We start from the raw sequence: 25,005 nt of genomic DNA, 5'->3' as shown, positions 1-25,005 counted from the left end.
CCATTTGATCACATGACAAGATGTGCATCTACCTTAAATTTATGATTTTTATCAAAATCATTAGGGGATTCCTCAGAGCATGATATCGCATCACCGCTTACTGGCGTTCCGGATAAATCGTGATGATGATGCTCATGGTCGTGATGATAAAACGCGAGAGACTCTCTCGCAGCATTGCCAAATAGTGCGATGTAAGAAGGGTGCTGAGTAATAGTGGCAGGTGAACCTGAGCAGCAAACATGGTGATGCAGACAAATAACATCGTCCGTTTTCGCCATCACTAAATGTAAGTCATGCGACACCATAAATACGCCACAATCAAAGCGGTGACGAATGCTCTCAATTAAGTCATAGAGATCGATTTGACCTTGGATATCCACACCCTGAGCTGGTTCGTCTAATACCAACAGCTGAGGACGCTGAAGCAGAGCGCGCGCCAGTAACACTCGTTGGTTTTCACCACCGGATAAGCGATGCATATTACTATTAAGTAAATGTTCAGCGCCAACAAGCCTTAATGCATCAATGCACTCCTGCTTACTGTATTTTCCTGCTAAATTTAGGAAGCGGGTTACATTCAATGGAAGGGAGTCATTGAGCTTCAACTTTTGAGGAACGTAACCAATTTTCAGTTTTCTTTGTCGGTTCAACTTGCCGCTAGTTGGCTTTTGAAGACCTAAGATAACTTTGACTAACGTTGATTTTCCCGCTCCATTGGGACCAATTAGGGTAGTTATTTTGCCCTTTTCTAATTCCATACTAATGTTATCGAGAACTCTGCGGCCATCGAACTCGACGCATAACTGCTCAAGATGGACTAAGGAAGACATGAATGAAACTCATTTGCAAATCAATAATGTTATAATGTAACATTATCTCACTTTCCACGCCATATCCCAAGTAAAACTATGAAAAGAGCATTAATTCTTGCTGCCTCAGCAATGTTAACACTTCCAGCACAGGCAGTAACGGTACTGACGAGTATCAAACCTATTCAGTTGTTAGTAACAGAGCTTACTCAAGGAGTAACTTCACCAGACGTGCTATTGCAGTCTAACACATCACCCCATGACTATGCTTTGCGTCCATCGGATGTTAAAAAGGTCGCTTCGGCTGATTTGGTTATTTGGTACGGACATGATCTTGAACCGTTTCTAGAGAAAGTTGTTTCGGATAGATCGAATACTTTGACTATTAGTCAAATTCCAAATCTAGAATTGCGTGAATTTGATAGTGAGCACAACCATGACCATGATGGGCACGATCATGGCTCACATGATCCGCACTTTTGGCTAGGTGTAAGCCAAGCACAACAAGTGGCCAAGGCTGTTGTGAATCAACTTGTATCACTTGATCCGGAAAATGCAGCTCAATATCAAGCGAACCTCAAAAAGTTTGAACTCGAGCTAAAAGACACTGACCAACAGATAAAGCAGAAGCTGGCACCAGTAAAAAACAAAGGTTACTTTGTATTCCATGATGCTTACGGTTATTTCGAAGATCGTTATGAACTAAATCAAATGGGGCATTTTACTGTGAGCCCAGAACGAAAGCCAGGAGCGAAGACCTTAATTCAAATTCGTCAAAAGCTAAGTGGTGGAGATGTGGCTTGTGTATTTTCTGAACCTCAGTTTACCCCGGCTGTCGTTCAGAGCGTAATGAGAGGCAGTGACGTCGCTAAAGGCGAGCTTGACCCGTTAGGGAGTACAATTGAAGCAAAACCTGGCAGTTACTTTACTTTTCTCAACAATATGGCGAATAGTTTTGAGCAATGCTTGAACAAAAAGTCAGATTAAGTGCTGTCGTAATGTAGGAGTAGTCTTTTTAACGTGATCCAGTAGTAAGAATTACAACCTTTGGTAAGGCGAGCCTTTTCTCAGAAAGTAATTGAGATATCATTACCAATAATTATCAGCTCAAAATAACCGTATCAATCCATGCTTTACAAACGATGAACGGTCACTTTCCGAGCACAAATTGATACAAAAGGTTTTCGTCTTGCTACGCCAATTAGCCCTTGCTCTGTTGGGCTTTGTCTTATCCTACCAAGCATTTGCGCTTCATAATGCAAATGCAATCTTTTACCCTTTGCCAACTCAGGCAAAGGGTACTTTTATCGCGGCTAAAAAGTTGTTCTTGGGTGAAAAGGGCGGTTTGTGGATTCATGACGTACACGGACGAGTCCTGTTTTACGATGGTCAAACTATATTACCTAAATCAGGTAGCTTCCTACAAACGTCGGCTAAGCAGTTGGCTTATCATAAAGGTGCTTTTTGGACCTTTATTGAAAATGAGGTCTATCGAACCTATCCAAATCAGGAACGACGTTTAGTCTTTAGTTTAAATCCAGGCTCACAAATAAGAAAAATAGGGTCTTCAAAGAACTATATTTGGGTGAGTGATGGCGCGCATTTCTATACCTACAATATCGACACTAGCGAATTAAACTCTTTCTCTCTATTGCAGCTCTATCAACATAGTAATAATAGCTACGTTTACATTAATGATGCGGTGCTAGTTGAAACGAAGTGGGCACTAGCAACGACTTCCGGCTTCTATCTTTCTGAAGGTGATAAGTTTGACCATGTCGCTGCCTCAGGTCAAAACTACATTGAGAAAGTCTATTATTCACACACGCGAAGAGAAATTTTGATAGGTACATTGCGTGGCGCTTTAATTTTCAACATTTACCAGCCTGATAAAGAAGTGATTAGAATTGGCGGCTCACATGTTTTGACATTCGCAGAGACAAATCAAGAGTATTGGGTGGGGACAGAGCATGGCCTTTATTTGTACTCATTTTTTTCAGGTGAGGTCACCGAAGTCGCGCCTGCAAGTTTTCTTGAGTTAGAGTTAGACAACACGAAGATTTATTCGTTGTTGAGCGACAATATAGGAGGGATGTGGATTGCGACTAACCAAGGTATTCGTTATTACTCGCTATTTAGTAAAAAATTTGAACGAGTGACCTTTAGTAGTTATGACTCACACACCCTATCAGGACGAATTCGGCAAACTATTGAAGGTCCTGATGGTGCGCTTTGGTTTGCTGATGACCGAAAGATTTATCGTTCAGGAAAGAGTGGGATTAACCAAGTCTTAGAGTTGGAGTCGCAGATCAATGAATTTGCGTTTCAAAACGGCATGCTTTGGCTTGCAACCTCAAAAGGGCTGGAAATATTTGATCTAAATGGTCTCAACAAGATTACATTTCCTTATTTACAGGTTATGGCCGGACATGCCGTAGAGCATGTGACCGTTGATGGTGATGACCGTCTTTGGGTATCAAGCGGATACCATCTTTACAATGTTGATACTGCTGCACAAAGCGTACGAAACTTTGGAAGTGAGTGGCTAGTAAGTCAGTATTTGCCTGCTAAGGTTACGCGCCTATATGATATTGAAGATGCCCTATTAATAGGCACCGATCATGGCGTATACCAATACAGTAATGACAACATCCAGTTTATCCGTTTTTCAGAAAAGTTTGGTGAATCATTAGACATGACCACGGCGGTTGATGGCAGCCAGTGGTTTGCTTCATCTTATGGTGTGTTTAAAACTGATACACGAAGCGATGAAAAACGTGTTGTTGAAATGAGTGAACCCAACGCCAGACCTGCTTGCTTGATCAGAGACAGGCAAGGTGTATGGTTAGCTTCCTCTGTCGGTTTAAGCTATTACCACCTTTCGGGTGAGTTAGTGAAACATTACTCATCGTCATCAGGCTTAATGAACAATGAGTTCCTCCCTGGTATTTGTAGCGTTATACAGCAGACAGAAATTGGTGAGCGAGAGCTTGTTCTGGGGTCGAAGTACGGACTCGTAAAAGCAGAAGCATCCAAGCTGCTTGTATCTAATCCCCCAGAGTCTAAGTTTATTGTTAGCCAAGTTGTGCTTGAAAATGAAGTTCTGCAAGTTGGTAGTGCCGATCTGAATGGGCTCACACTGCCATATGGATCTTCGCTGAGTTTTTTATTCGGTGTGATGCCAAAACCAGACAGTCAAAATTTGTACTATCGATTGAACAACGATGACCCATGGCAAACGTTAGAGGGGGGCCAACTGACACTCGAGCACCTTAGTTCCGGTGAATATCACTTGCAGGTCAGTAATGCGTCTCAAGTTGCCGCTGGAGTCGTTGGTTTAGAATCTCACTTTATCGTCCTTCATCCTTGGTATCTATCGCGATTTGCTATTTTAGGCTTTGTCGTAGCTAGTATTGCGGTCGTTGCAGTACTCGTATTCTGGCGCTCGCGCTACGTTGTACAGGCTAACCGTGATCTAGCAGCTCAAGTGACCCTCAAAACGAATCAGTTAAGACATCAAAGTAGAGTGTTGCTTACGAGCAACCAGCAATTACGTAAACAGATTCAAGTTAGAAACCTACTCGTAGACCATGTAGCTCTATCCATAAAATCAAGCGTCGACTTTATTGTGGCGAAACTACCTATGCCTCTCGATACTGCGACAGAGGATCATTTGGCTAAAACGAATTGGCAGTTAAATGAACTCAAAAGTGTTCCAAGTGATGTAAGTGGTGGGAGTCAGAACTACAACTTGAGTCAGATAACTCAGTCAGTGGTTGATGTATGGCAAGATGACTTTGCAAAAGCGGGTATTTTGGTAGAGCTAGAAGATGAGAGCAAGCAGAGCCGGGTTGCTCTGGAAAGTTTTAATCTTGATGTTATTTTCAATAGCATTTTTGCCAATATCATCAAGCGCTCTTTCCGGGGTCAAACGGTTAGAATTATGCTAGAAAAGGGGCATGATATTGTGTCATTGAGCTTTCTTGATTACGGGACGCAATTACCTAATAAAGTCGCGACTGGGCTTCCATCTAACTTAAATCACTCTGAGTTGAGTATTGACCACCTTGCCCAACTAGTGACAACGAGTGGTGGTTATTTGGCTGTCTTCTCTTCTGATGCTCAAAACAAAGTCGAGATTACATGGCCATCTGCGAAGGAAAGGAGTTATCTGGATGAACCGCAGCAAGAACTCAATCCTGTAACTATTGCAGAAGATCAAGTCACACCAGAGAAAGAGTGGTTGCAAAAAGTCTATCAATTAGTGGCAGAGCATTACCATGATCCTGAATTTGGCACTGCGTCAGCCGCTAAAATGCTGTATATGTCTGAACGCTCTTTGCAGAGGCGTTTTAAATCTGCCTCGTCAAGAACGTTAAAAGACTATGTCACAGAGGTTCGTTTAGAAACGGCGTGTGAACAGTTATTGGCGGGTGAGAAAATCAGTGAAGTCGCCTTTAACTGTGGCTTTAATGATCCATCTTACTTTAGCCAAAAGTTTAAGCTGCATTTTGGTTTGCCCCCTTCCAAGTTTGCTTTGACTCAAGAAAGCCAAGAAATTAACTAGAAAACCTTCATTATACGCTCCCTAGTTAATAGTTAAGATGCTGGGGAGCTGCATACAGTGCTCTATTATTGCTGCAGTTGCTAACGCAGTAAGTTTCATTGTTTCTTCATCACATCTAGCCTACAAATCCATTCTCAACACGTAAGCACGATCACGTTCTATCTGTTAGTCGCGATGTTCATAGCAATAAGCATAAATGGCTTCAAGAGAATGATTTACTGATAGTTGCAACAAATAAATGACAGTTGTATTGCTGTATCAAAAGAGCGTGGTTCATTTGGGGGAGTGATGGCATGCGACATTCGTGAAAACGAAAACTGTGTTGAAAAGATGAATAAGGTAAAGAAGTTTTGAAAGAGGTGAAAAAAAATATCGTGGTATAGCCGGGGGGACTATACCACGGGTGTCAAGGACACCTTCGCTTGCTGCCGGAGTGACATGTTGCCATGCCACCTCTGGAATTTATTAGAGAAGTTGCCCTCTCGATGGAGTAACTATACGAGAGGTTACTTATTTTTCTTATAAAAATAACGCCATGTTTATATGAGAAAAGCGACAACGTTTGGCTTTTTGCTTAAGCCATTGTTTTAATTTGAATTTTTTGTTTTCTGTCTTGGTTTGTGACATTTTTGTTTCGTTAGGTGTCATTTGTAATTGTTAATTTTGACGTAAATAACGAGAGGAAATTTACGAAGTTAACGTTTGAAAGCGTGAAAACATTTACGGAATCTTTGATTTCACACAAGGATTGAAGGGGTATAGGGGAGTAATATTGGCAACCTAAACTTATTAAATAATAATATTTCTCATTAGCAATACTCTTAAGGGCCACTATGAAGTTATCAGAGATTAATCCTGGCGATACGGTGACGATTCGGTTGTTAGATGGTCTTTCATCAGATATCAGAAAGAAACTCATGGTAATGGGGCTGCTTCCCAATACAGAAGTCAAAGTGATTCGACGTGCGCCAATGGGCGATCCTTTACAAGTCGAAGTCCGTGGTGTGTCTGTCGCATTGCGAGAAACAATTGCTCAGAAAATTGAAGTGGAGCGAGTGTAATGCAATATCAAGTGCTAACCGTAGGTAACCCTAATAGTGGTAAAACGACGCTATTTAATGGTTTAACTGGCGCAAAACAGCAAGTTGGTAACTGGGCAGGCGTCACGGTTGAAAAGAAAACGGGACAATTCAAGCATGCTGGGGATGAGTTTTTGCTCACTGACCTTCCGGGTATTTACTCATTAGACAGTGGTAATGATAGTAATAGTATTGATGAATCCATCGCATCGCGTGCGGTTCTAACTCATCCTGCTGATCTCATTATTAACGTGGTGGATGCTACAAGTTTAGAGCGCAGCTTATACATGACGCTGCAACTTCGCGAACTTGGTCGCCCTATGATTGTTGTCCTCAACAAGATGGATGCGCTAAAGCGTGAACGTCAGATGATTAACGTTGCAGAGCTTGAGAAAACGTTAGGTTGTCCGGTTGTCAGTTTATCTGCAACCAATAAAACTCAAGTGGCAGAGTTTAAAGAAAAGCTCCATAAATCCATCGTTCAAGGAGTGCCACTTAAAGAATTGTCTTTGCATTACGGTGAGAAGATGGAGTCGGCAATTCAAACGGTTTCCGCACTTTTTAACGACCAAAACGTCGCTCATCGTGCACTAGCGATTCGTGCGCTTGAAAAAGACACAATGGTGCTCAATAGTCTTTCTGATATTGATAGAAGCAAAGTCTTGGAAGTCATTACGACGTTAGATTTGGATATCGATTTGCATGTCGCGGATACTAAGTACACGCATCTGCATGAACAGTGTAAAAAAGTTCGCCGAAGCGAAGGCAAGTTAAGTCGTAGTGTGACTGAAAGACTCGACCAGTTTATTTTGAACAAGTGGATTGGAATTCCTTTCTTCTTTGTTGTTATGTACCTGATGTTTATGTTCTCGATTAACATCGGTAGTGCATTTATCGACTTTTTTGACATTGGTGTGGGCGCATTATTGGTTGATGGTGGGCATCACTTGTTAGACGGTCATTTGCCTGTGTGGTTAGTGACGGTTCTTGCTGATGGTATCGGTGGTGGTATCCAGACGGTTGCAACCTTCATTCCGGTTATCGCGTGTTTGTACCTCTTCCTAGCGGTACTTGAGAGCTCAGGTTACATGGCTCGTGCAGCATTCGTACTAGATAAAGTGATGCAGAAGATCGGCCTACCGGGCAAAGCATTTGTACCGTTGGTTCTTGGTTTTGGCTGTAACGTACCGTCAATCATGGCAACTCGTACTCTAGACCAAGAACGTGAGCGTAAACTGGCTGCCTCTATGGCACCATTTATGTCATGTGGTGCTCGTCTGCCTGTATACGCGCTATTCGCTGCGGCATTCTTCCCAGGTTCTGGCCAGAACATTGTATTCGCACTTTACCTACTTGGTATTGTGGCAGCGATCTTCACAGGTCTTTTCCTTAAGCACACGCTTTACCCAGGTAGCAGCGACAGCCTAGTGATGGAAATGCCAGATTACGAGCTTCCGACGCTACAAAACGTGGTGATCAAAACTTGGCAAAAGCTAAAGCGCTTTGTACTTGGTGCAGGTAAAACCATCGTTATCGTTGTTGCTATTCTGAGTTTCTTCAACTCATTGGGTACTGATGGCAGTTTTGGTAACGAAGACAGCGAAAACTCGGTGCTTTCTAAAGCTGCGCAAGTTGTTACTCCAGTATTCGCGCCAATCGGTGTTCAAGAAGATAACTGGCCAGCGACGGTTGGTATCATTACCGGTATCTTCGCAAAAGAGGCGGTAGTTGGTACGCTTAACAGCCTATACACCACGCCAAGCGACGGTGAAGACGCAGAATTTGATCTAATGGGCAGCCTAGAAGAGGCAGTAATGAGTATCCCTGAAAACCTAGCCGGTTTGAGCTACTCAGATCCACTAGGCATTGAAGTGGGTGACTTAACTGACTCAAATGCCGTTGCCGAAGAACAAGAAGTCGATGCTTCTATCTTCGGTAACATTAAATCGCAGTTTGCTTCTGGCAATGCCGCATTTGCTTACCTAATCTTTATCCTACTGTACACACCTTGTGTGGCGGCGATGGGGGCTTACGTACGTGAGTTTGGTCATAAGTTCGCACGCTTTATCGCGGTTTGGACAATGGGCTTGGCTTACCTATGTGCGACGTTCTACAACCAATTGACGCATTTCGCAGATAGCCCAGTGACAAGTGGCATTTGGATGGCAGTGATCGTAGCTATCTTCTTTGGCACATACCGTGTGTTCAAACGAGTTGGTAAGAAACAAAACGGTGCATTAGAGGCGCAAGTAGCATGATTTTAAAAGAGCTTTATCAATACATTGCAGACAAAGGAACCGTTTCCCAGTCAGATCTGGCTAAGCAGTTTGGGATGAGTGAAGATGGTGCTGACGCGATGTTAAGTGTGTGGATTAAGAAGGGCAAAATTAGCCGCCTAGTTGACACCAATAAAGCTCATGACGTGACTCGAGTTCGCTACTCAGTGACTAAACAAGATGGTTTGTCTCTGACAGTCACCATGTAGCGACTATCAAAATTAGTCACCTAAAAATTATCACGTAAAAACGACAAAGCCGCATCAGCAATGATGCGGCTTTTATTTTGCTGGTTATTGTTTGTGAATACAGCGAAATTAATGTTCTTCAGAGTGTTTAGTCGCGCCTAACCCTAGGAACTTTAAACCAAGACTTAAAACTAAAATCGAAATAGGTAATGTTAAGATCGTCCAATCTAAGCTGTCGAAGTTAATCAGCACGAGCTCTAAGAACTTCACAAACAAGATCACGATGATGACTTCAGCCAAAATGTTTTTTAGATGGCCGATGTTTGGGGTTCTGATCCAATGCAAAACCGACTGCTCTTGTGTTTTCGCTTTAGCTTTGTTGGAAATAAATAGTGTGTAGATGCCGTGAGCAAAGATGAACAAAACTAGTGCGACAAGAAACGTATCCAGTGACTTGATCAAATAAGCGATCGCGATGTCTGCTTTATCTAAATGTGCGAGTGCTTCTGGAGGTGTTTGATTGAGAATGAAGACCGCAAATGCCGAATAGGTTTTTGCTGCACCCATAAGAAAAAGCAAGAATGAAGCAGCCATAGAACAGATAATGGCGATCCAGCTGACGTATCGGAATGTGTTGAAGACTTGTTTGATGATGACCCTCTCTAACTGAGCTGGTAGTCTAAACAAGTTTTATTTTAGTGATAATCCCAGAAAAATGAGAAAGATTGTTACAAATACGTATTAATCTTTCTCTGTCTATTTCAGCCGTATTCAAAGGCGAATTATTTTCGCTAGCAGTGCTTATGCTTTTTGGAAAATAGAGCTCAGTGACAGCACATTTTTAATGCGACCAAGCAATTCGTTTTGCTCTTCTTCTGTACGGAATTCACCTTTGGTGTTCCCCCAAACCGGTCCCGGCCATGCTACGTCATCTTTGAAGCGAGCAATATGGTGAATGTGCAGCTGTGGCACCATATTACCTAGCGCACCAAGGTTTAGCTTGTCTGGACGGAATGTTGCTTCCAGTGCTTGGCTTACCGCTTGAGACTCTAGCAAAAACTGTTGCTGTTCTTGCATTGGCAAGTGGTGAAGCTCTTTTAGGTTTGCACGTTTAGGGACCAAGATAACCCATGGCACGGCGTTATCTTTATGCAGAAGCGCCACACACAGTGGGAAGTGGCCGATAACGGTGGTGTCTTTTGCCAGTTGAGGGTGCAGTTCAAAACTCATTATGTTGTCCGATTTGAATTGAATGACATCAGTATACGCCAGATAAAACAAAAGGTTGACGCTTTCACGTCAACCTTTCTAAATCGTCTCGATTCTAGAATCGCTTACATGCGCTCTAGAGTATCAATACCTAGTAGAGACAGACCTTGCTTGATGGTCTTCGCTGTTAGCGCTGCTAGTTTCAGACGGCTTTGTTTCACTGCTTCGTCTTCAGCAACTAGGATAGGGCACGCTTCGTAGAAGCTAGAGAACTGACCTGCTAGTTCGAATAGGTAGCTACACATGATGTGTGGTTGACCTTCGCGAGCGACAGATTGAACCGCTTCTTCGAACTGCATAAGCTTAGCAATAAGTGCTTTCTCTTTCTCATCAGTGATTTTGATGTCACCTTGGAGAGCGTCCATAGCAACACCAGCTTTAGCGAAAATAGAAGCTACGCGAGTGTATGCATATTGCATGTATGGTGCTGTGTTACCTTCAAACGCTAACATGTTGTCCCAATCGAACACGTAGTCAGTCGTACGGTGTTTAGATAAGTCAGAGTATTTAACCGCTGCCATTGCAACTGTTTTAGAGATCTTCTCTTTTTCTTCCGCATCTAGCTCAGGGTTTTTAGATTCGATCAGTTGTGCTGCACGAACTTCTGCTTCATCTAGAAGGTCGGCAAGGCGAACGGTACCACCCGCACGAGTCTTGAATGGCTTACCATCTTTACCAAGCATCATGCCGAACGCGTGGTGCTCAAGAGATACTGACTCAGGTACGTAGCCTGCCTTACGAACAATTGTCCAAGCTTGCATTAGGTGCTGGTGTTGACGTGAGTCGATGAAGTAAAGCACACGGTCTGCGCTTAGCTCTTCATAACGATATTTTGCACATGCGATGTCTGTTGTTGTGTATAGGAAACCGCCATCGCGTTTTTGAACGATAACGCCCATTGGTTCGCCATCTTTGTTCTTGTATTCATCTAGGAATACAACTTGCGCGCCATCATCTTCAACGGCAAGACCTTGTTCTTTTAGGTCTGCAACGATCTTAGGAAGCATGTCGTTGTACATGCTCTCGCCCATCACGTCGTCACGAGTCAGTGACACGTTTAGACGGTCGTAGTTGCGCTGGTTTTGGATCATGGTTACATCAACGAGTTTTTTCCACATTTCTGCACAGTACTCGTCACCGCTTTGCAGTTTCACAACGTAGTTTCGCGCCTTTACTGCGAAGTCTTCATCTTCATCGTACAGCTTTTTCGATTCGCGGTAGAAGCCTTCAAGGTCCGCAAGTTCCATAGAAACTTCGCCAGACTCTTGTTGTACACGTTCAAGGTTTGCGATAAGCATACCGAACTGAGTACCCCAGTCGCCGATGTGGTTCGCACGGATCACTTTGTGACCTAGGAACTCAAGAGTACGTACTACCGCATCACCGATGATGGTTGAACGTAGGTGACCAACGTGCATTTCTTTAGCTACGTTTGGTGCAGAGTAGTCAGCAACGATAGTTTGAGCTTCGTCTGCTGCAACGCCAAGACGTGAGTCAGCCAGTGCTGCTTCCGCTTGTTTTGCTAGGAACTCTTCGCTTAGGAAAATGTTGATGAAACCAGGACCAGCGATTTCTGTCTTGCTTGCAATACCATCTAGGTCTAGAACATCCAGTACTTTCTGTGCAAATTCTCGTGGGTTAGTACCCAGTTTTTTAGCAACGCCCATTACGCCGTTTGCTTGGTAGTCACCAAATTGTGGCTTTGCTGATTGGCGTACTGCCGCAGGGCTTCCTGCAGGTGCGCCAGCGGCTTCTAGAGCCTGAGATACTTTGTCATTAATAAGTGCTTGGATATTCACACGCGTTTCCTTCAATTCAAGGACGAAGAACTCGGCAAAATAGGCGCCGAGTTCTGTTGGAGTTCACAAAAATGGGGCTAATGATAACAACTTTATTGCTTTTCATACAGAGAGGATTTGGGGAAATTTTTACTTTTTCGATTGAATGGAAATGTCACTTTGTTTGCGTTTACTATTGCGCTCAGAGTAAAGAGATAAATCGCCCCAAAAGAGAGCCACAATGACTATTCAACTTGTTGAAAAACGCCTTACGCCTGAACTAATGCTCCAAGACTTAGATGTCTTCATGGACAAGATTGAAGAGTTTGCAACCCTGTTAAAACTGGATCTGAGCTTTGCTCAAGCTGACCATATTGCATTGCGTATTAATGACCCTGAAACGGCAAAAGCTGCGCATGAGGCATGGAATCAATACGGTAAGGTGATTTCACAAGCGAAAATCAACGGTCGTCCAATCATCGTTATCGAATTCGACAAAGCGTTGGAAAGCCGTGGTTGGAAGATTGAGTGTCTGGAACTGCCATACCCTGCGGAAGGCAAAATCTACTCAACTGAAAGCTGGGAACATGTGGAGTTTGTTATTCCGTCTCATGCCGAAACTGCAGACGAGTTTCTTGCTGATTTGAAACACACTTACCCAGCGTTTGGGGCGCGTTTTAATGAGTTGGAAGAGCTGGGTGTGAAGATCAAACTGTCGAGCCCGAAAGGGGAAGGCGAACGCTTGAACAACCCAACGGTGGCGTTTAAGTATCAAGGCATTTGTATCAAGCTGCACCCGCATTCACTTAAGCGTATTGTGGAGTCTGAGCAGGCGTAACTTGCTTTACGTCGTGCGCTGTTAGTCAGAGGGGTCACTTAAACTCACAGTGTGCGGATATGAGATTCCTGATCTCGCTTAAGCTCGTCGGAATGACGCGCTTGAGTTGTTTGCGTTTGGTTAAGTGATGCGTACTAATTAGCTTTCATGCTCATGCCTCATTTACGTCATTCCCGAAAGCGACGAAGGAGCGTAGTCGGGAATCTCTTACAAGCACTTCAATAAAACATCCACCGACAGATAAAAAACGCGTAACGAAAAGACAATGCCTTCTCAAATTACGCGTTTTTAGCAGCTAGCAATCAGCTGCGAATTTAAAGAATAACCGTCTTATTGCCGTAAACAAAGACGTGGTCATTGATCACTTTATTCAAAGCCTTACTCAATACGTTCTTCTCTACATCGCGTCCCGCTTGCGCCATATCTTGGGCATTGAATGTATGGTCGACAGGAATTACGTCTTGCTTGATGATCGGCCCTTCATCTAAATCATTAGTCACGAAGTGTGCTGTTGCACCGATGATTTTCACACCGCGATCGTAAGCTTGTTGATATGGCTTCGCGCCAATAAAAGCAGGTAAGAAGCTGTGATGAATATTAATGATTTTGTGGTGATATTTCTCAACAAACGTCGGCGTTAATACGCGCATGTATTTAGCTAGCACCAAAAAGTCAGCATCGTATTGATCGATCACTTCTAGCATCTTCTGCTCGTGTTCTTCACGGCTAAGGTTTTCATGGGTCACATGGTGGTAAGGAATGTCGAAGCGTTCAGTGAGAGTTTGCAGTTTGTCGTAATTCCCCACCACAGCGGCGATCTCAACATCTAGGCTTCCATCGTAGGTTTTCATCAGAATATCGCCTAAACAATGCGCTTCTTTTGTGACGAGAATGACGATGCGCTTACGGCGAGAGCCAACCAATTTACGCTTAGCACCTTGCGGGAGAGCTTGGTCCAAGTCGGCAAGAAACGTTTGATCGTTGAAGTACCCCTCCAACTCCGTTCTCATGAAAAAGTGGCCACTGGTATTATCAACAAATTCGTTATTGTGAACGATGTTGAGTTGGTGCTTGTAACAGATATTAGTAATTTTCGAGATGAGACCCGGGGCGTCAGAACAGTGGGTCAACAGTGTTTTCTTTTCCATAAATCAGGTACTTCCATGCATTAATATTTTAGCGTACGAATTTGTTATTATTCCCTGGCGGGTGTAACTGTACTGCCATGTTTCACCATAAATAATCTATTCTTACGTTGGTTTCAACAAAATATCCGCGTGTCGCCGCAAGCTGGTCAGATTGTGGGCTGATGTCACTCCTATTCCTCTGATATACTCTCGATAATTTTTCAAACTCAATACCAAGCATGATCGCAAAAACTTTTTCCTCTGATGGCGCGTTAGGTAAGGCCATTCCTGGCTTTCAAGCTCGTCAGCCACAAATCGATATGGCGGAAGCCGTCAGCAGTGCGATCAAAGATCAAACCCAGTTGGTGGTGGAGGCAGGAACCGGAACCGGTAAGACCTTCGCCTACTTAGTCCCTGCGCTGTTAAGCGGTAAAAAAGTGATCATCAGTACAGGCTCGAAAAACTTGCAAGAGCAGTTGTACCATCGTGACTTACCGCTCATGGTCAATGCGCTTGGTTTTTATGGCCAAGTGGCGTTATTAAAAGGGCGTTCTAATTATCTGTGTTTGGATCGTTTGAGCCGCCAAATGGTCGAAAGCCACACTAATGAATCTGACCCGACGTTATTAACTCAACTGGTTAAAGTGCGTGCTTGGTCATCAGAAACCAAAACAGGTGACCTTGGTGATTGTGATGATCTGCCAGAAGACAGCATGATCATTCCGACTATCACCTCAACCAATGATAACTGTTTAGGTAAAGAATGTCCGAGCTACACTGATTGCTTTGTATTGAAAGCGCGTAAGCGAGCCATGGATTCCGACATTGTTGTAGTGAACCATCACTTGTTTCTTGCTGATTTAGCGATCAAAGAAACAGGATTCGGTGAACTGATTCCAGAAGCCGATGTGTTTATTTTTGATGAAGCTCATCAGTTGCCAGATATTGCGAGCGAATATTTCGGCCAGTCAGTTTCAAGCCGCCAAATTCACGATCTTGCCAAAGACATTGAAATAGCCTATCGCACCGAAGCCAAAGATATGCGTCAATTGCAAAAAGTGGGCGACAAACTCATGCAAAGCGCAATGGACATGCGGATTGTATTGGGTGAGCCAGGCTTTCGTGGCAACTGGCGTGAGGCGTTGCAATCAGGTTCTATTAAGCGAGAATTATTGCGCTTAACTGACAGCCTCGAATTGGCGATTGATGTACTCAAAATAGCCTTAGGGCGCAGTCAATTACTGGATACCGCCTTTGAACGAGCCAATTTGATCAAAGGCCGTATAGACCGGGTATGTGATGTCGATATTACCGGTTACTCATACTGGTACGATACCTCGCCTCGTCATTTCGCTCTGCACATTACGCCTCTTTCTGTCGCGGACAAGTTCCATGAGCAAATAGAGATTAAACAAGGCGCGTGGATTTTCACGTCAGCAACCCTAGCCGTATCGGGCGATTTCAAGCACTTTACTGAGCGCCTTGGCCTCAAGCCTACAAAGCAATTTTCTCTGCCGTCCCCCTTTGATTATCAAAAGCAAGCGCGCCTTTGTGTGCCAAGGTATTTGCCAGAGCCAAACAGTAACGGCTTAGCGGATAAGTTAGTCCGAATGCTTGCTCCGGTGATTGAAGAAAATGATGGTCGCTGCTTCTTTTTATGTACCTCGCACAGCATGATGCGTGAACTAGGTGAGAAGTTCCGAGAAGTACTTGAGCTGCCTGTGTTAATGCAAGGGGAGATGAGTAAGCAGAAAACTTTGGCGGAGTTTATGGAACTGGGTAACGCTTTACTCGTGGCGACAGGCGCCTTCTGGGAAGGGATTGATGTTAGAGGTGATGCGCTGAGCTGTGTTATTATCGACAAATTACCGTTTACCGCCCCTGACGATCCGTTACTCAAAGCCCGTATCGAGGATTGTCGATTACGTGGCGGTGAACCATTTGCTGAAGTACAAATCCCGGATGCAGTGATTACGTTAAAGCAGGGAGTCGGGCGATTAATTCGAGATCAGAAGGATCACGGTGCGTTGATCATTTGTGATAATCGCCTCGTCACGCGAGACTATGGTGGTATTTTCCTCGGAAGCCTACCACCTATCCCAAGGACGCGAGACTTAGATGGAATCAAAGCATTCCTGAAAGCAGAACAATCTGTCACAGACGCAAGTGCTGAGGCATAACCCAATAAATGAAAGTTGTAGAGAGTTAAATGAGCGCAAAAATTCTTGCTATCGATACAGCGACTGAAAACTGTTCAGTTGCGTTGTTGGCTAATGATCAAGTGATTTCACGTAGCGCGGTTGCACCACGCGATCACACCAAAAAAGTACTGCCAATGGTTGATGAAGTACTCAAAGAAGCTGGCCTGACTCTACAAGAGCTGGATGCGTTAGCGTTTGGACGTGGTCCAGGTAGCTTTACTGGCGTTCGTATCGGTATTGGTATCGCACAAGGTTTGGCGTTCGGTGCTGACTTACCTATGATCGGCGTTTCAACGCTGGCTGCAATGGCTCAAGGTAGCTATCGCTTACATGGTGTGACCGATGTCGCTGTGGCTATTGACGCACGTATGGGTGAAGTTTACTGGGCACGTTACACTCGCCAAGCAAACGGTGAGTGGGCAGGGATGGATGCAGAGTGCGTAATTCCACCAGCACGTCTCGTTGAAGAAGCACAAGCAGACGACAAAACGTGGACGACAGCAGGTACTGGTTGGGATGCTTACCAAGAAGTATTAGCAGGCCTACCGTTTAATTTGACGCATGGTGACGTTCTGTACCCTGATTCACAAGACATCGTGATTCTTGCTGAACAAGAATTTAAAAAGGGTAATATCGTGCCGGTCGAAGATTCGAGCCCTGTTTATTTACGTGATAATGTGACATGGAAAAAACTTCCTGGTCGCGAATAGTCCGTTTTTCATTAACCTGACAAAAAGCAGGGCGTTTGCCCTGTATTTTTATGGAGTGCTATGGCGTCGATTAATGGCTTGCCTCCTTCTTTGATTCCCGGTGCAAATCGCACTAATAAAGCCAGTCAAAAGAAGCCGGTAAATAAATCACAAACAAAGCAGCCTGTAGGTCAGCCTTCAAAGGTTGCTAACGCCGTGGCGCACTCCATAAAACACGTGGATGAGTCCCAAATTCACCGAGCTCAAGTGCAATATGACCTTCCTGAAGGGGGCGCACGTAAAGCAATGGAGCAGTACATGGATGTCATGAATCGAGCTAAAAAAGAGGAACTGGCTCAATTACTTGGTGTCGATATTTACGTGTGAGATCTCCCCAGCTTGGGGTTACTAATATTGAAAGGTGGTTTATGAAGGTTTTTGGACGGTTTTTTCTCGCATTACTTGCTACGGTTGGTTTGTCTGCGTGTAGCTCGTTGCCTGAGGAGCTAAATGCAAGCACAGAATTGGTCGTTACAGACTATAAAGCTTTTGCTGAGTCTCAGGGGCAAGTGAGTGAAGATGTTCGCCTTGGTGGAATCATCGCTAAAGTGGATAACTTTAAAGATAAAACGCGTCTAGAGATTGTAAACCTTCCTATCAGTAAGTCTGGTAAACCTGATATCGATGAAGAGCCTACGGGGCGTTTTGTCGCCTATTTTGATGGCTATTTAGAGCCTGTCGCCTTTAGTGAAGGCCGTTTGGTGACGGTTGTAGGCAAAGGAGCAGGGGAAGAAGAAGGAAAGATCGGTGAGCACGGTTACATCTTCCCGGTAATAAAGGGGGAAGGGTACCGTTTATGGAAAATTGAAGAACGTGTACGCATGTATGACTCGCCAACCTACTTTTACCCATGTTACTCGATTAACTGCCGCATGTGGCGTAATGATTTCCCACAAGACGGTAAAGTGATAAAACAGGTCAAATAATCTGCGATGCATGAGCGTCAATTCGAGCTTCCTGCCGGCAAAATGGCAGCCCTTGAGATAGGGAACGAGAAAACGGCTGACTTGTCAGTCGTTTTTCTTCATGGGTGGTTAGATAATGCGGGCAGCTTTAAAGCGCTCATGGAGCAGTTGAATCAACTTAATCCTCACTTACACCTCCTCGCCATCGATCATTTTGGTCACGGTTTATCGAGTCATAAATCTCACGATAATTATTACCCCTTTCACGACTATATTGCCGATTTGTATCAGTTTTTGGACGAATTATCACCAAACAGACTGATATTAGTAGGGCATTCACTTGGTGCTTTAATCGCAAGTTGCTATAGTGCAGCGTTTCCAGAGCAGGTCGAAGCTCTTGTGCAAATTGAGGGAGCAGGACCTCTTCATGAGGATCCTACTAACAGTTTGCCTCGTCTTCGCGATGGCGTTTTAAGTCGAATAAGACAGCAAAACAAGCCAGAGCGAGCCATTGCCTCCTTCGATCTGGCGTTAAAATTACGCATGCAAGCCAACCAATTAACCGCTGAGCAACTTCTACCGATAGTCGAGCGTGGAACAGAGCAGCGAGGAGATAAATGGTATTGGCGGCATGACGCCAAGTTAAAATGTGCGTCGCTTTACCGAATGGCGCAAGCGCATGCTAACTCGATTACCAGCCAAATACGTTGTCCTCATTTGATTGTATTAGGCGATCAAGGATTTCAGAATTTACCATATAACCAAGCTGATTGGGGAGAGAACCCACCGCAAGTGGTTTCTGTCAAGGGTGGTCATCACTGTCATTTAGAGCAAATACTCGAGGTCGCAACGCGAATTCTTGGTGTAGTTAACAAAATTTAAACAAGTGTTTGAGAGTTGCGTGCTCAAGCACGTTCGCTGTGCTGTAATAGCTTTCAAAATAAAAAGGACGCTATTTTTTAGCCAGTTATAAACGAGGAGTAACATCGTGGATAAACCATGGCTTTCACGTTATCCAAGTGACGTACCTGAAACCATTAATCCAGAGCAATATGAGTCTTTGGTAGAAATGTTTGAACAGTCTGTACAAAAATATGCAGACCAACCAGCATTCATGAACATGGGCTCGGTTATGACCTTCCGTAAATTGGAAGAGCGTAGTCGCGCATTCGCAGCGTATCTGCAAAACGAGTTAAAACTGCAAAAGGGTGACCGTGTTGCTCTGATGATGCCAAACCTACTGCAATACCCAGTGGCGTTGTTTGGTATTTTGCGTGCAGGTTGTATCGCCGTAAACGTTAACCCACTTTACACTCCTCGTGAACTTGAACACCAATTGAATGACTCAGGTGCGACGACGATTGTGATTGTGTCTAACTTTGCGAATACGTTAGAACAAATTGTCGATAAAACACCAGTCAAACACGTAGTGTTAACCAGTCTTGGTCAAATGCTGCCACGAGCGAAAGGTACGATTGTCGATTTTGTCGTGAAGTACGTTAAGGGCATGGTGCCTAAGTACGATTTACCTGGTGCAATCTCAATGCGTCAGGCTCTACGTAAAGGTCGTCGTCTACAATACGTTAAACCGTTTATGTCTGGGGATGACATTGCATTCCTGCAATATACGGGGGGGACGACAGGTGTCGCGAAAGGCGCGATTCTGACTCACCGCAACATGATTGCGAACGTTCTACAGGCAAAAGGCGCGTACGGACCGGTTTTATCTCCGGGGCGTGAATTAGTCGTAACAGCATTACCGCTGTATCACGTATTTGCTCTTACCGTAAACTGTCTGCTGTTTGTCGAAATGGGTGGTCGTAACTTACTTATTACCAACCCTAGAGATATTCCAGGGTTCGTGAAAGAGCTACAAAAGCATCCGTTTACTGCGATTACGGGCGTGAATACCTTATTTAATGCATTGGTCAATAATGAAGATTTCCACGAGTTGGATTTCAGTAATCTACGTTTAGCCGTTGGCGGCGGCATGGCAGTGCAGCGCTCAGTGGCAGAAAGATGGCAAAAGACCACGGGTTGCTATTTGCTCGAAGGTTACGGTCTAACAGAGTGTTCTCCGTTGGTGGCGGCATATCCGCATGATCTTGTTGAATACAATGGCTCTATTGGTCTGCCGGTACCATCAACAGAAGTTCGTATCGTGGACGAAGAAGGCAACGCTCTTGCGAATACTGAAACTGGTGAACTTCAAGTTCGTGGTCCTCAGGTTATGCAAGGTTACTGGCAACGACCTGAAGCAACGAAAGATACGATTAACGAAGACGGCTGGCTATCAACTGGCGACATCGTTAAGTTCGATGACGAAGGCTTCCTGCATATCGTTGACCGTAAGAAAGACATGATCTTAGTATCAGGCTTTAATGTTTACCCGAACGAAATTGAAGACGTTGTAGCACTACACGGCAAAGTACTTGAAGTTGCTGCTATTGGTCAGCCGCATGAAGTGTCTGGTGAATTAGTGAAGATTTATGTCGTGAAACGTGATCCGAGCTTGACCAAAGACGAAGTGATCGCGCATTGTCGAGAACACTTAACTGGCTACAAAGTTCCGAAGTTGGTTGAGTTCCGCGAAGACTTACCTAAAACCAATGTCGGTAAGATCTTGCGTCGTGTTTTACGCGAAGAGAATGACGCTGAACTTGCGAAGAAAAGCGCATAAGCCGATTTCGTCGAGTCGAGAGATTTAAAAAATGATAGAATGCCAGCGTTTTGCTGGCATTTTTATAGCGAGAAGTATGTGAACTATCAAATTATTACTAAAAACAAAGACCTAGAAGAGGTTTGCACTCATGCCCGAGAGGCAGACGTAGTGATGCTGGATACCGAATTCGTTCGTATTCGCACTTTCTACCCGCAGTTAGGTCTGATTCAGCTTTTCGATGGTAATCGCCTCTCGCTGATTGATCCGACTGAATTAACGGATATGACGCCGTTTGTAGCGCTATTAAAAGATACTTCTGTGCTAAAAGTGCTGCACGCATGTGGTGAAGATTTAGAAGTTTTCCAAAACGCTTTTGGTTGTACACCATTCCCTATGGTGGATACGCAGCTGATGGCCGCTTTTCTCGGTCACGGCCTATCGACAGGCTTCGCATCGCTGGTGGAAGAATATTTAGGCGTAGAGCTCGACAAAAGTGAATCACGTACCGACTGGATGGCTCGTCCACTGACACAAAAGCAATTAGATTATGCTGCCGCAGATGTTCATTACTTGTTACCGTTATACGAAAAGCTGTTCGATAAGGTGACGCAAGCAGGTTGGTGGGAAGCTGTACAGCAAGAAAGTGATTTACTCGTTTCGAAACGTATTCGCGTAACCAATGAAGAGAATGCCTACCTTGATATTAAGGGCGCTTGGCAATTAAAACCTTCTGAGCTGGCGATTTTAAAGCCATTGGCGACGTGGCGTTATCGTGAAGCAATCAAACGAGATTTAGCGCTGAACTTTATCTTCAAAGAAGGTGATCTATTAACGGTCGCTCGTCTTGGTTTAACGAACTTTAAGAAGATGGAAGCAGAAGATATTGATATCCGAGCGATTAACCGCCATGGCGCGAAGATTGCCGCGATTGTTAAACAAGCGAAGCAAACACCTTCTGAAGAGTATCCTGCGAAAATTGAGCGTTTAATGGACTATCCGGGTTACAAGCAGGTCTTCAAAAATATGAAAGACTTGGTGAAATCGGCTTCGCAGAAGTCAGGTTTAGCCACGGAGTTCCTTGCCTCTAAAAAGCAGATCAATCAGTTGATCAGTTGGGTTTGGAAAAAAGATCGTGACCCAGAAGTATTGCCTGATTTGATGCAAGGGTGGCGTTTGGATTTACTCGGCGACAAGATGAATAAAGCATTAAAGTAATGAAAGATGAAAAAGGTTGGCCTCGATGCCAACCTTTTTCGTTCTAATTAGAGCATTCGTCTGGCGAGAGAAACTGATTACTTTTCTTCGTCTGGTAGCTTCACATTCAGCTCAAGAACTGAGATATCGTCGTCTTTGTGCTCAAATGTTAAGTCAACCATATTTGGATCAATTGCCACGTACTTGCTGATCACCTTCAAGATGTCTTCTTTTAATTGAGGCAAGTAAGACGGCGCAGGATCATTTTGGCTGCGGCGCTCTGCGACAATGATTTGCAAACGCTCTTTAGCTAGATTCGCAGAAGTTTTCTTCTGTGGACGGAAAAATTCTAATAATGACATGTCTAGCCTCCAAAGAGTCGTTTAAAGAGTCCTTTCTTCTCCTCAGTAAGGAAACGAAATTCAACCTGATTGCCTAATAAGCGATCAACGGTGTCAGAATAAGCCATACCCGCATCGGTGTTATCGTCAAAAGTGACTGGCACACCTTTGTTTGACGCGTTAAGCACGGCTTGGCTTTCTGGAATCACGCCCAGTAGTGGAATATGTAAGATCTCCTCTACGTCTTCAACGCTTAGCATTTCGCCTTGAGTGACGCGAGATGGGTTGTAGCGAGTCAGTAACAGGTGCTGTTTTACTGGCTCTAGCCCTTGCTCTGCACGCAGTGACTTAGAATCTAAAATACCGAGAATGCGGTCAGAGTCACGTACAGAAGAGACTTCTGGGTTCGTTGTGACAATGGCTTCATCGGCATAGTACAAGGCCATTAACGCGCCTTGCTCGATACCTGCTGGTGAATCACAAATAATGAAATCAAAGCCCATTTCATCAAGTTCGCCGAATACGCGCTGAACACCATCTTTTGTCAGTGCGTCTTTATCACGAGTTTGAGAAGCAGGAAGAATAAATAGGTTGTCCGTGCGCTTATCTTTGATCAGCGCTTGGTTTAATGTCGCTTCGCCGTTAATGACGTTCACAAAGTCATACACGACGCGGCGCTCACAGCCCATGATTAGATCGAGGTTACGCAAACCGATGTCAAAATCGATCACCGCGGTCTTTTTTCCCTTAAGAGCTAGACCAGAGGCGATGGCTGCGCTTGAAGTGGTTTTACCAACGCCACCTTTACCAGACGTTACTACAATAATGCGTGCCATTTTTTTTCCTTTTTAGATTAAATCGCGAGAACTTCTAAATGTAATGATTCATCGGCTTTACTGATCATTACTTTCTTTTGCCAGTACTCGCTTTCAATTTGATCGCTTAACCAGTAGTCACCCGCAATGGATACCAGTTCTGCTTGTAAATCGTGGCAAATAATACGCGCTTCCTGCTGACCACTTGCTCCTGCAATCGCACGACCTCGAAGTGTGCCATGGATATGAATAGAGCCGTCAGCAATGACTTCAGCACCTGCACTTACGTGCGCTAGCACCACCAAATCACCATCTTTTGCGTAGATCTGTTGTCCTGAGCGGACAGGCGTACGAACTACTTTCGTTGGTGCCATTTTGGCAGGTGCTTGGCTTGGCGATTTGCTCGCCGACATAATGGCGAAGCCAGCTTCGGAAGCAAGGTTTTGTACACGCTTGTCTTTACAGCCCGTTACACCGACCGGAATAAAACCAGCATCTGAGATGCCTTGTTTAAGCTTAGGGAAATCAATGTCGCCTTGTACTTTTGCTATATTGATTACCAAAGGCGCGGATGCAAAAAAAGAAGGTGCTTGAGAAACTTTTTCTTGCAAAAATTCGACAGTCTTTGCGATCTCATTGTCAGAAAGGTGTAAAACTGACAATGTAAAACTGCTACCTTTAAGGTCTGGTGAATGGGTCATCGTGGACTTCTTGCCTTTATTGAAAGAGCGTTGCCTTAAACTAGGTATGTCATGTTATATTTCATCCTTTGACGCAGCAAGTTCTCTCGTGGGTAAATAGGTGAATTAATCTCAAATTTGCTATTAAGTTTGCGAGAATTTGACGTTTTCAACCTAATCCGCACTCAACGCGGCTAAATCAGCATAAAAGGCGTGTCATGCTTTGTTCTATTTATAAAAGCTCGAAAAAAGAAGGTACTTATCTCTATATTCCGAAAAAGGATGACTTTTCACAGGTTCCTGACACCTTAATGCAGATGTTCGGTAAGCCTATCGCTGTCATGACGATTAAACTTGATGGCCGTAAATTGGCACAAGTTGATATCGAAAAAGTGAAGGCTTCATTACAAAATGATGGCTTCTTTCTTCAGGTTCCACCGCCGCCGGAGAACCTATTAGAAAAGTACAAAGAACAAAAAGCCCAGCAGAAAGGCGAATAACGTCATCGTTTTTCATCTGGGATTTCTGCCTTGCTCAAGGAGGGCAATATGAAAAAGATACTGGCTACCATGCTTAGCGTTGGTATGTGTACCTCGGTTTTTGCAAGTAGCGAGGGTTTTGATGAATACTTGAATAAGCTGCGTGCTGAAGCTCGTGATAAAGGTATCTCAGAGCAGGTCATTAGTGCTGCTTTTGCTAATGTTGAGTACAAGCCCCGAGCAGTAAAAGCGGACCGAAACCAACCAGAAAAGAAACTGACATTGGATGAGTACATTCCTCGCGCGGTGCCTGAATGGAAGGTGAAGCAAGCCAGACAACTCTACAAAGAGCATTACACCGAGCTAAAGCGTATAGGCGATGAGTACGGTGTCCACCCGCGCTTTATTGTGGCACTTTGGGGAGTTGAAAGTAACTTTGGTAAGTTTACCGGCAACTTTAAAGTGATTGATGCACTATCCACAATGGCATTTGAAGGCCGTCGTGAAGAGTTTTTCCGTAAAGAGACTATGTCGGCACTTCAGATCCTCGATCAAGGCCATATTGAGCTAGAGAACTTTAAAGGCTCATGGGCTGGTGCGATGGGTCAATGCCAGTTTATGCCAAGCTCTTTCCTTCGTTTTGCTGCTGACGGCAACGGTGATGGTAAAAAAGACATATGGCAATCTGAAGCGGACGTGTTTGCATCAACCGCTAACTATTTGAGCAAGTCTGGTTGGGATGATAAATATACTTGGGGTCGCCAAGTTAAGGTTCCTAAAAATATTGATCGCAGCCTAGAAGGGCGCACGGCTGAAAAAGGCAAATACCTTCAAGAGTGGAGCCAATTAGGTATCACAAAATATGACGGTAGCCCGTTGCCAAAACTGGATGAAGACATCAAAGCATGGTTGATCATGCCGGACGACGAGAATGGTCGTACGTATCTGGTTTACAATAACTACAACGTATTGATGAAGTGGAACCGCTCTTACTACTTCGCACTTGCTGTGAGTCACTTGGCTGACCGCATTAAATACTGATCTGCCA

23 protein-coding genes are annotated in these 25,005 nt (G+C 44.3%); 15 read left to right on the top strand and 8 right to left on the bottom strand.

The window, feature by feature from the left end; genetic code table 11:
- Nucleotides 1-8 precede the first annotated feature (8 nt).
- Nucleotides 9-830: a zinc ABC transporter ATP-binding protein ZnuC gene (znuC, locus tag R8N47_RS17990; protein ID WP_318185862.1), complete on the bottom strand. Its 822-nt coding sequence runs from the start codon at nt 828-830 to the stop codon at nt 9-11.
- 78 nt (nt 831-908) lie between these two features.
- Here znuC and znuA point away from each other — a divergent pair, with 78 nt between their 5' ends.
- The 5 genes from znuA to R8N47_RS17965 all read left to right on the top strand — a co-directional run bounded on the left by znuA (nt 909) and on the right by R8N47_RS17965 (nt 8,940).
- A complete protein-coding gene (gene znuA, locus R8N47_RS17985) occupies nt 909-1,796 on the top strand; it encodes a zinc ABC transporter substrate-binding protein ZnuA (protein WP_033906913.1) in 888 nt (295 codons plus the stop codon).
- 202 nt (nt 1,797-1,998) lie between these two features.
- Nucleotides 1,999-5,376 (top strand): AraC family transcriptional regulator, encoded by a 3,378-nt coding sequence (locus R8N47_RS17980; protein WP_064353711.1) that lies wholly within the window; start codon nt 1,999-2,001, stop codon nt 5,374-5,376.
- Nucleotides 5,377-6,209: 833 nt separating this feature from the next.
- Nucleotides 6,210-6,437, top strand: coding sequence for a FeoA family protein (locus R8N47_RS17975; RefSeq protein WP_005382190.1), 228 nt, complete (start codon nt 6,210-6,212; stop codon nt 6,435-6,437).
- On the top strand, nt 6,437-8,713 hold the full coding sequence (feoB, locus tag R8N47_RS17970; protein WP_053307516.1) for a Fe(2+) transporter permease subunit FeoB: 2,277 nt from the start codon (nt 6,437-6,439) through the stop codon (nt 8,711-8,713). The genes R8N47_RS17975 and feoB overlap by 1 nt, the downstream gene beginning before the upstream one ends.
- Nucleotides 8,710-8,940 carry a FeoC-like transcriptional regulator gene (locus R8N47_RS17965; RefSeq protein WP_005426709.1) on the top strand — a complete coding sequence of 77 codons (231 nt, stop codon included), beginning with the start codon at nt 8,710-8,712 and terminating at the stop codon, nt 8,938-8,940. Before feoB ends, R8N47_RS17965 begins: the two co-directional genes overlap by 4 nt.
- A 108-nt stretch (nt 8,941-9,048) precedes the next feature.
- Here the strand turns inward: R8N47_RS17965 and R8N47_RS17960 are convergent, their stop codons facing one another.
- The 3 genes from R8N47_RS17960 to argS form a co-directional block, all read right to left on the bottom strand.
- Nucleotides 9,049-9,570 carry a YqhA family protein gene (locus tag R8N47_RS17960; RefSeq protein ID WP_042523163.1) on the bottom strand — a complete coding sequence of 174 codons (522 nt, stop codon included), beginning with the start codon at nt 9,568-9,570 and terminating at the stop codon, nt 9,049-9,051.
- 150 nt (nt 9,571-9,720) lie between these two features.
- Nucleotides 9,721-10,149: an HIT family protein gene (locus R8N47_RS17955; protein ID WP_005382194.1), complete on the bottom strand. Its 429-nt coding sequence runs from the start codon at nt 10,147-10,149 to the stop codon at nt 9,721-9,723.
- 104 nt (nt 10,150-10,253) lie between these two features.
- A complete protein-coding gene (gene argS, locus R8N47_RS17950) occupies nt 10,254-11,987 on the bottom strand; it encodes an arginine--tRNA ligase (RefSeq protein WP_005388349.1) in 1,734 nt (577 codons plus the stop codon).
- 220 nt (nt 11,988-12,207) lie between these two features.
- Between argS and R8N47_RS17945 the strand changes: the two genes are divergently transcribed.
- Nucleotides 12,208-12,804 (top strand): VOC family protein, encoded by a 597-nt coding sequence (locus tag R8N47_RS17945; RefSeq protein WP_064353712.1) that lies wholly within the window; start codon nt 12,208-12,210, stop codon nt 12,802-12,804.
- Between the two features lie 314 nt (nt 12,805-13,118).
- Here the strand turns inward: R8N47_RS17945 and purU are convergent, their stop codons facing one another.
- A complete protein-coding gene (gene purU, locus R8N47_RS17940) occupies nt 13,119-13,952 on the bottom strand; it encodes a formyltetrahydrofolate deformylase (RefSeq protein ID WP_005382206.1) in 834 nt (277 codons plus the stop codon).
- Nucleotides 13,953-14,170: 218 nt separating this feature from the next.
- Between purU and R8N47_RS17935 the strand changes: the two genes are divergently transcribed.
- The 7 genes from R8N47_RS17935 to rnd all read left to right on the top strand — a co-directional run bounded on the left by R8N47_RS17935 (nt 14,171) and on the right by rnd (nt 21,663).
- Nucleotides 14,171-16,111: an ATP-dependent DNA helicase gene (locus R8N47_RS17935; RefSeq protein WP_005382210.1), complete on the top strand. Its 1,941-nt coding sequence runs from the start codon at nt 14,171-14,173 to the stop codon at nt 16,109-16,111.
- A gap of 29 nt (nt 16,112-16,140) precedes the next feature.
- Nucleotides 16,141-16,842 carry a tRNA (adenosine(37)-N6)-threonylcarbamoyltransferase complex dimerization subunit type 1 TsaB gene (tsaB, locus tag R8N47_RS17930; RefSeq protein WP_017634804.1) on the top strand — a complete coding sequence of 234 codons (702 nt, stop codon included), beginning with the start codon at nt 16,141-16,143 and terminating at the stop codon, nt 16,840-16,842.
- A gap of 60 nt (nt 16,843-16,902) precedes the next feature.
- Nucleotides 16,903-17,208 carry a hypothetical protein gene (locus tag R8N47_RS17925; RefSeq protein ID WP_005382213.1) on the top strand — a complete coding sequence of 102 codons (306 nt, stop codon included), beginning with the start codon at nt 16,903-16,905 and terminating at the stop codon, nt 17,206-17,208.
- A 41-nt stretch (nt 17,209-17,249) separates the two neighbouring features.
- Nucleotides 17,250-17,807 (top strand): Slp family lipoprotein, encoded by a 558-nt coding sequence (locus R8N47_RS17920; RefSeq protein ID WP_064353713.1) that lies wholly within the window; start codon nt 17,250-17,252, stop codon nt 17,805-17,807.
- 6 nt (nt 17,808-17,813) lie between these two features.
- A complete protein-coding gene (locus R8N47_RS17915; RefSeq protein WP_064353714.1) occupies nt 17,814-18,668 on the top strand; it encodes an alpha/beta fold hydrolase in 855 nt (284 codons plus the stop codon).
- 106 nt (nt 18,669-18,774) lie between these two features.
- Nucleotides 18,775-20,466 (top strand): long-chain-fatty-acid--CoA ligase FadD, encoded by a 1,692-nt coding sequence (gene fadD / locus R8N47_RS17910; protein WP_005382216.1) that lies wholly within the window; start codon nt 18,775-18,777, stop codon nt 20,464-20,466.
- 78 nt (nt 20,467-20,544) lie between these two features.
- Complete coding sequence (gene rnd, locus R8N47_RS17905) at nt 20,545-21,663, top strand: ribonuclease D (protein WP_031777213.1); 1,119 nt, start codon at nt 20,545-20,547, stop codon at nt 21,661-21,663.
- Between the two features lie 77 nt (nt 21,664-21,740).
- Here the strand turns inward: rnd and minE are convergent, their stop codons facing one another.
- Genes minE through minC form a run of 3 tightly spaced genes read right to left on the bottom strand, consistent with a single transcriptional unit; the run spans nt 21,741 to nt 23,499 of the window.
- Complete coding sequence (gene minE / locus R8N47_RS17900; protein ID WP_005388332.1) at nt 21,741-22,004, bottom strand: cell division topological specificity factor MinE; 264 nt, start codon at nt 22,002-22,004, stop codon at nt 21,741-21,743.
- A 2-nt stretch (nt 22,005-22,006) separates the two neighbouring features.
- Nucleotides 22,007-22,819 carry a septum site-determining protein MinD gene (gene minD, locus R8N47_RS17895; RefSeq protein ID WP_005388331.1) on the bottom strand — a complete coding sequence of 271 codons (813 nt, stop codon included), beginning with the start codon at nt 22,817-22,819 and terminating at the stop codon, nt 22,007-22,009.
- Nucleotides 22,820-22,836: 17 nt separating this feature from the next.
- Complete coding sequence (gene minC, locus R8N47_RS17890; RefSeq protein ID WP_005382304.1) at nt 22,837-23,499, bottom strand: septum site-determining protein MinC; 663 nt, start codon at nt 23,497-23,499, stop codon at nt 22,837-22,839.
- A gap of 197 nt (nt 23,500-23,696) precedes the next feature.
- On the opposite strand from minC, the gene R8N47_RS17885 reads away from it, so the two are divergent.
- Together R8N47_RS17885 and R8N47_RS17880 are read left to right on the top strand one after the other, a co-directional pair.
- Nucleotides 23,697-23,978, top strand: coding sequence for a YcgL domain-containing protein (locus R8N47_RS17885; RefSeq protein WP_005382303.1), 282 nt, complete (start codon nt 23,697-23,699; stop codon nt 23,976-23,978).
- 48 nt (nt 23,979-24,026) lie between these two features.
- Nucleotides 24,027-24,998 (top strand): lytic transglycosylase domain-containing protein, encoded by a 972-nt coding sequence (locus R8N47_RS17880; protein ID WP_033906907.1) that lies wholly within the window; start codon nt 24,027-24,029, stop codon nt 24,996-24,998.
- The last annotated feature ends 7 nt before the right edge of the window (nt 24,999-25,005 follow it).

The organism is Vibrio sp. 2132-1, from assembly GCF_033344315.1.
This window is presented reverse-complemented; position numbering and strand designations above follow the sequence as displayed.

Excerpts from the sequence above, each read along its gene's own strand:
- znuC (WP_318185862.1), bottom strand. The coding sequence starts at position 830 with ATGTCTTCCTTAGTCCATCTTGAGCAGTTATGCGTCGAGTTCGATGGC.
- znuA (WP_033906913.1), top strand. The coding sequence starts at position 909 with ATGAAAAGAGCATTAATTCTTGCTGCCTCAGCAATGTTAACACTTCCA.
- R8N47_RS17975 (WP_005382190.1), top strand. The coding sequence starts at position 6,210 with ATGAAGTTATCAGAGATTAATCCTGGCGATACGGTGACGATTCGGTTG.
- feoB (WP_053307516.1), top strand. The coding sequence starts at position 6,437 with ATGCAATATCAAGTGCTAACCGTAGGTAACCCTAATAGTGGTAAAACG.
- R8N47_RS17965 (WP_005426709.1), top strand. The coding sequence starts at position 8,710 with ATGATTTTAAAAGAGCTTTATCAATACATTGCAGACAAAGGAACCGTT.
- R8N47_RS17955 (WP_005382194.1), bottom strand. The coding sequence starts at position 10,149 with ATGAGTTTTGAACTGCACCCTCAACTGGCAAAAGACACCACCGTTATC.
- R8N47_RS17945 (WP_064353712.1), top strand. The coding sequence starts at position 12,208 with ATGACTATTCAACTTGTTGAAAAACGCCTTACGCCTGAACTAATGCTC.
- purU (WP_005382206.1), bottom strand. The coding sequence starts at position 13,952 with ATGGAAAAGAAAACACTGTTGACCCACTGTTCTGACGCCCCGGGTCTC.
- R8N47_RS17935 (WP_005382210.1), top strand. The coding sequence starts at position 14,171 with ATGATCGCAAAAACTTTTTCCTCTGATGGCGCGTTAGGTAAGGCCATT.
- tsaB (WP_017634804.1), top strand. The coding sequence starts at position 16,141 with ATGAGCGCAAAAATTCTTGCTATCGATACAGCGACTGAAAACTGTTCA.
- R8N47_RS17925 (WP_005382213.1), top strand. The coding sequence starts at position 16,903 with ATGGCGTCGATTAATGGCTTGCCTCCTTCTTTGATTCCCGGTGCAAAT.
- R8N47_RS17920 (WP_064353713.1), top strand. The coding sequence starts at position 17,250 with ATGAAGGTTTTTGGACGGTTTTTTCTCGCATTACTTGCTACGGTTGGT.
- R8N47_RS17915 (WP_064353714.1), top strand. The coding sequence starts at position 17,814 with ATGCATGAGCGTCAATTCGAGCTTCCTGCCGGCAAAATGGCAGCCCTT.
- minE (WP_005388332.1), bottom strand. The coding sequence starts at position 22,004 with ATGTCATTATTAGAATTTTTCCGTCCACAGAAGAAAACTTCTGCGAAT.
- minD (WP_005388331.1), bottom strand. The coding sequence starts at position 22,819 with ATGGCACGCATTATTGTAGTAACGTCTGGTAAAGGTGGCGTTGGTAAA.
- minC (WP_005382304.1), bottom strand. The coding sequence starts at position 23,499 with ATGACCCATTCACCAGACCTTAAAGGTAGCAGTTTTACATTGTCAGTT.
- R8N47_RS17885 (WP_005382303.1), top strand. The coding sequence starts at position 23,697 with ATGCTTTGTTCTATTTATAAAAGCTCGAAAAAAGAAGGTACTTATCTC.
- R8N47_RS17880 (WP_033906907.1), top strand. The coding sequence starts at position 24,027 with ATGAAAAAGATACTGGCTACCATGCTTAGCGTTGGTATGTGTACCTCG.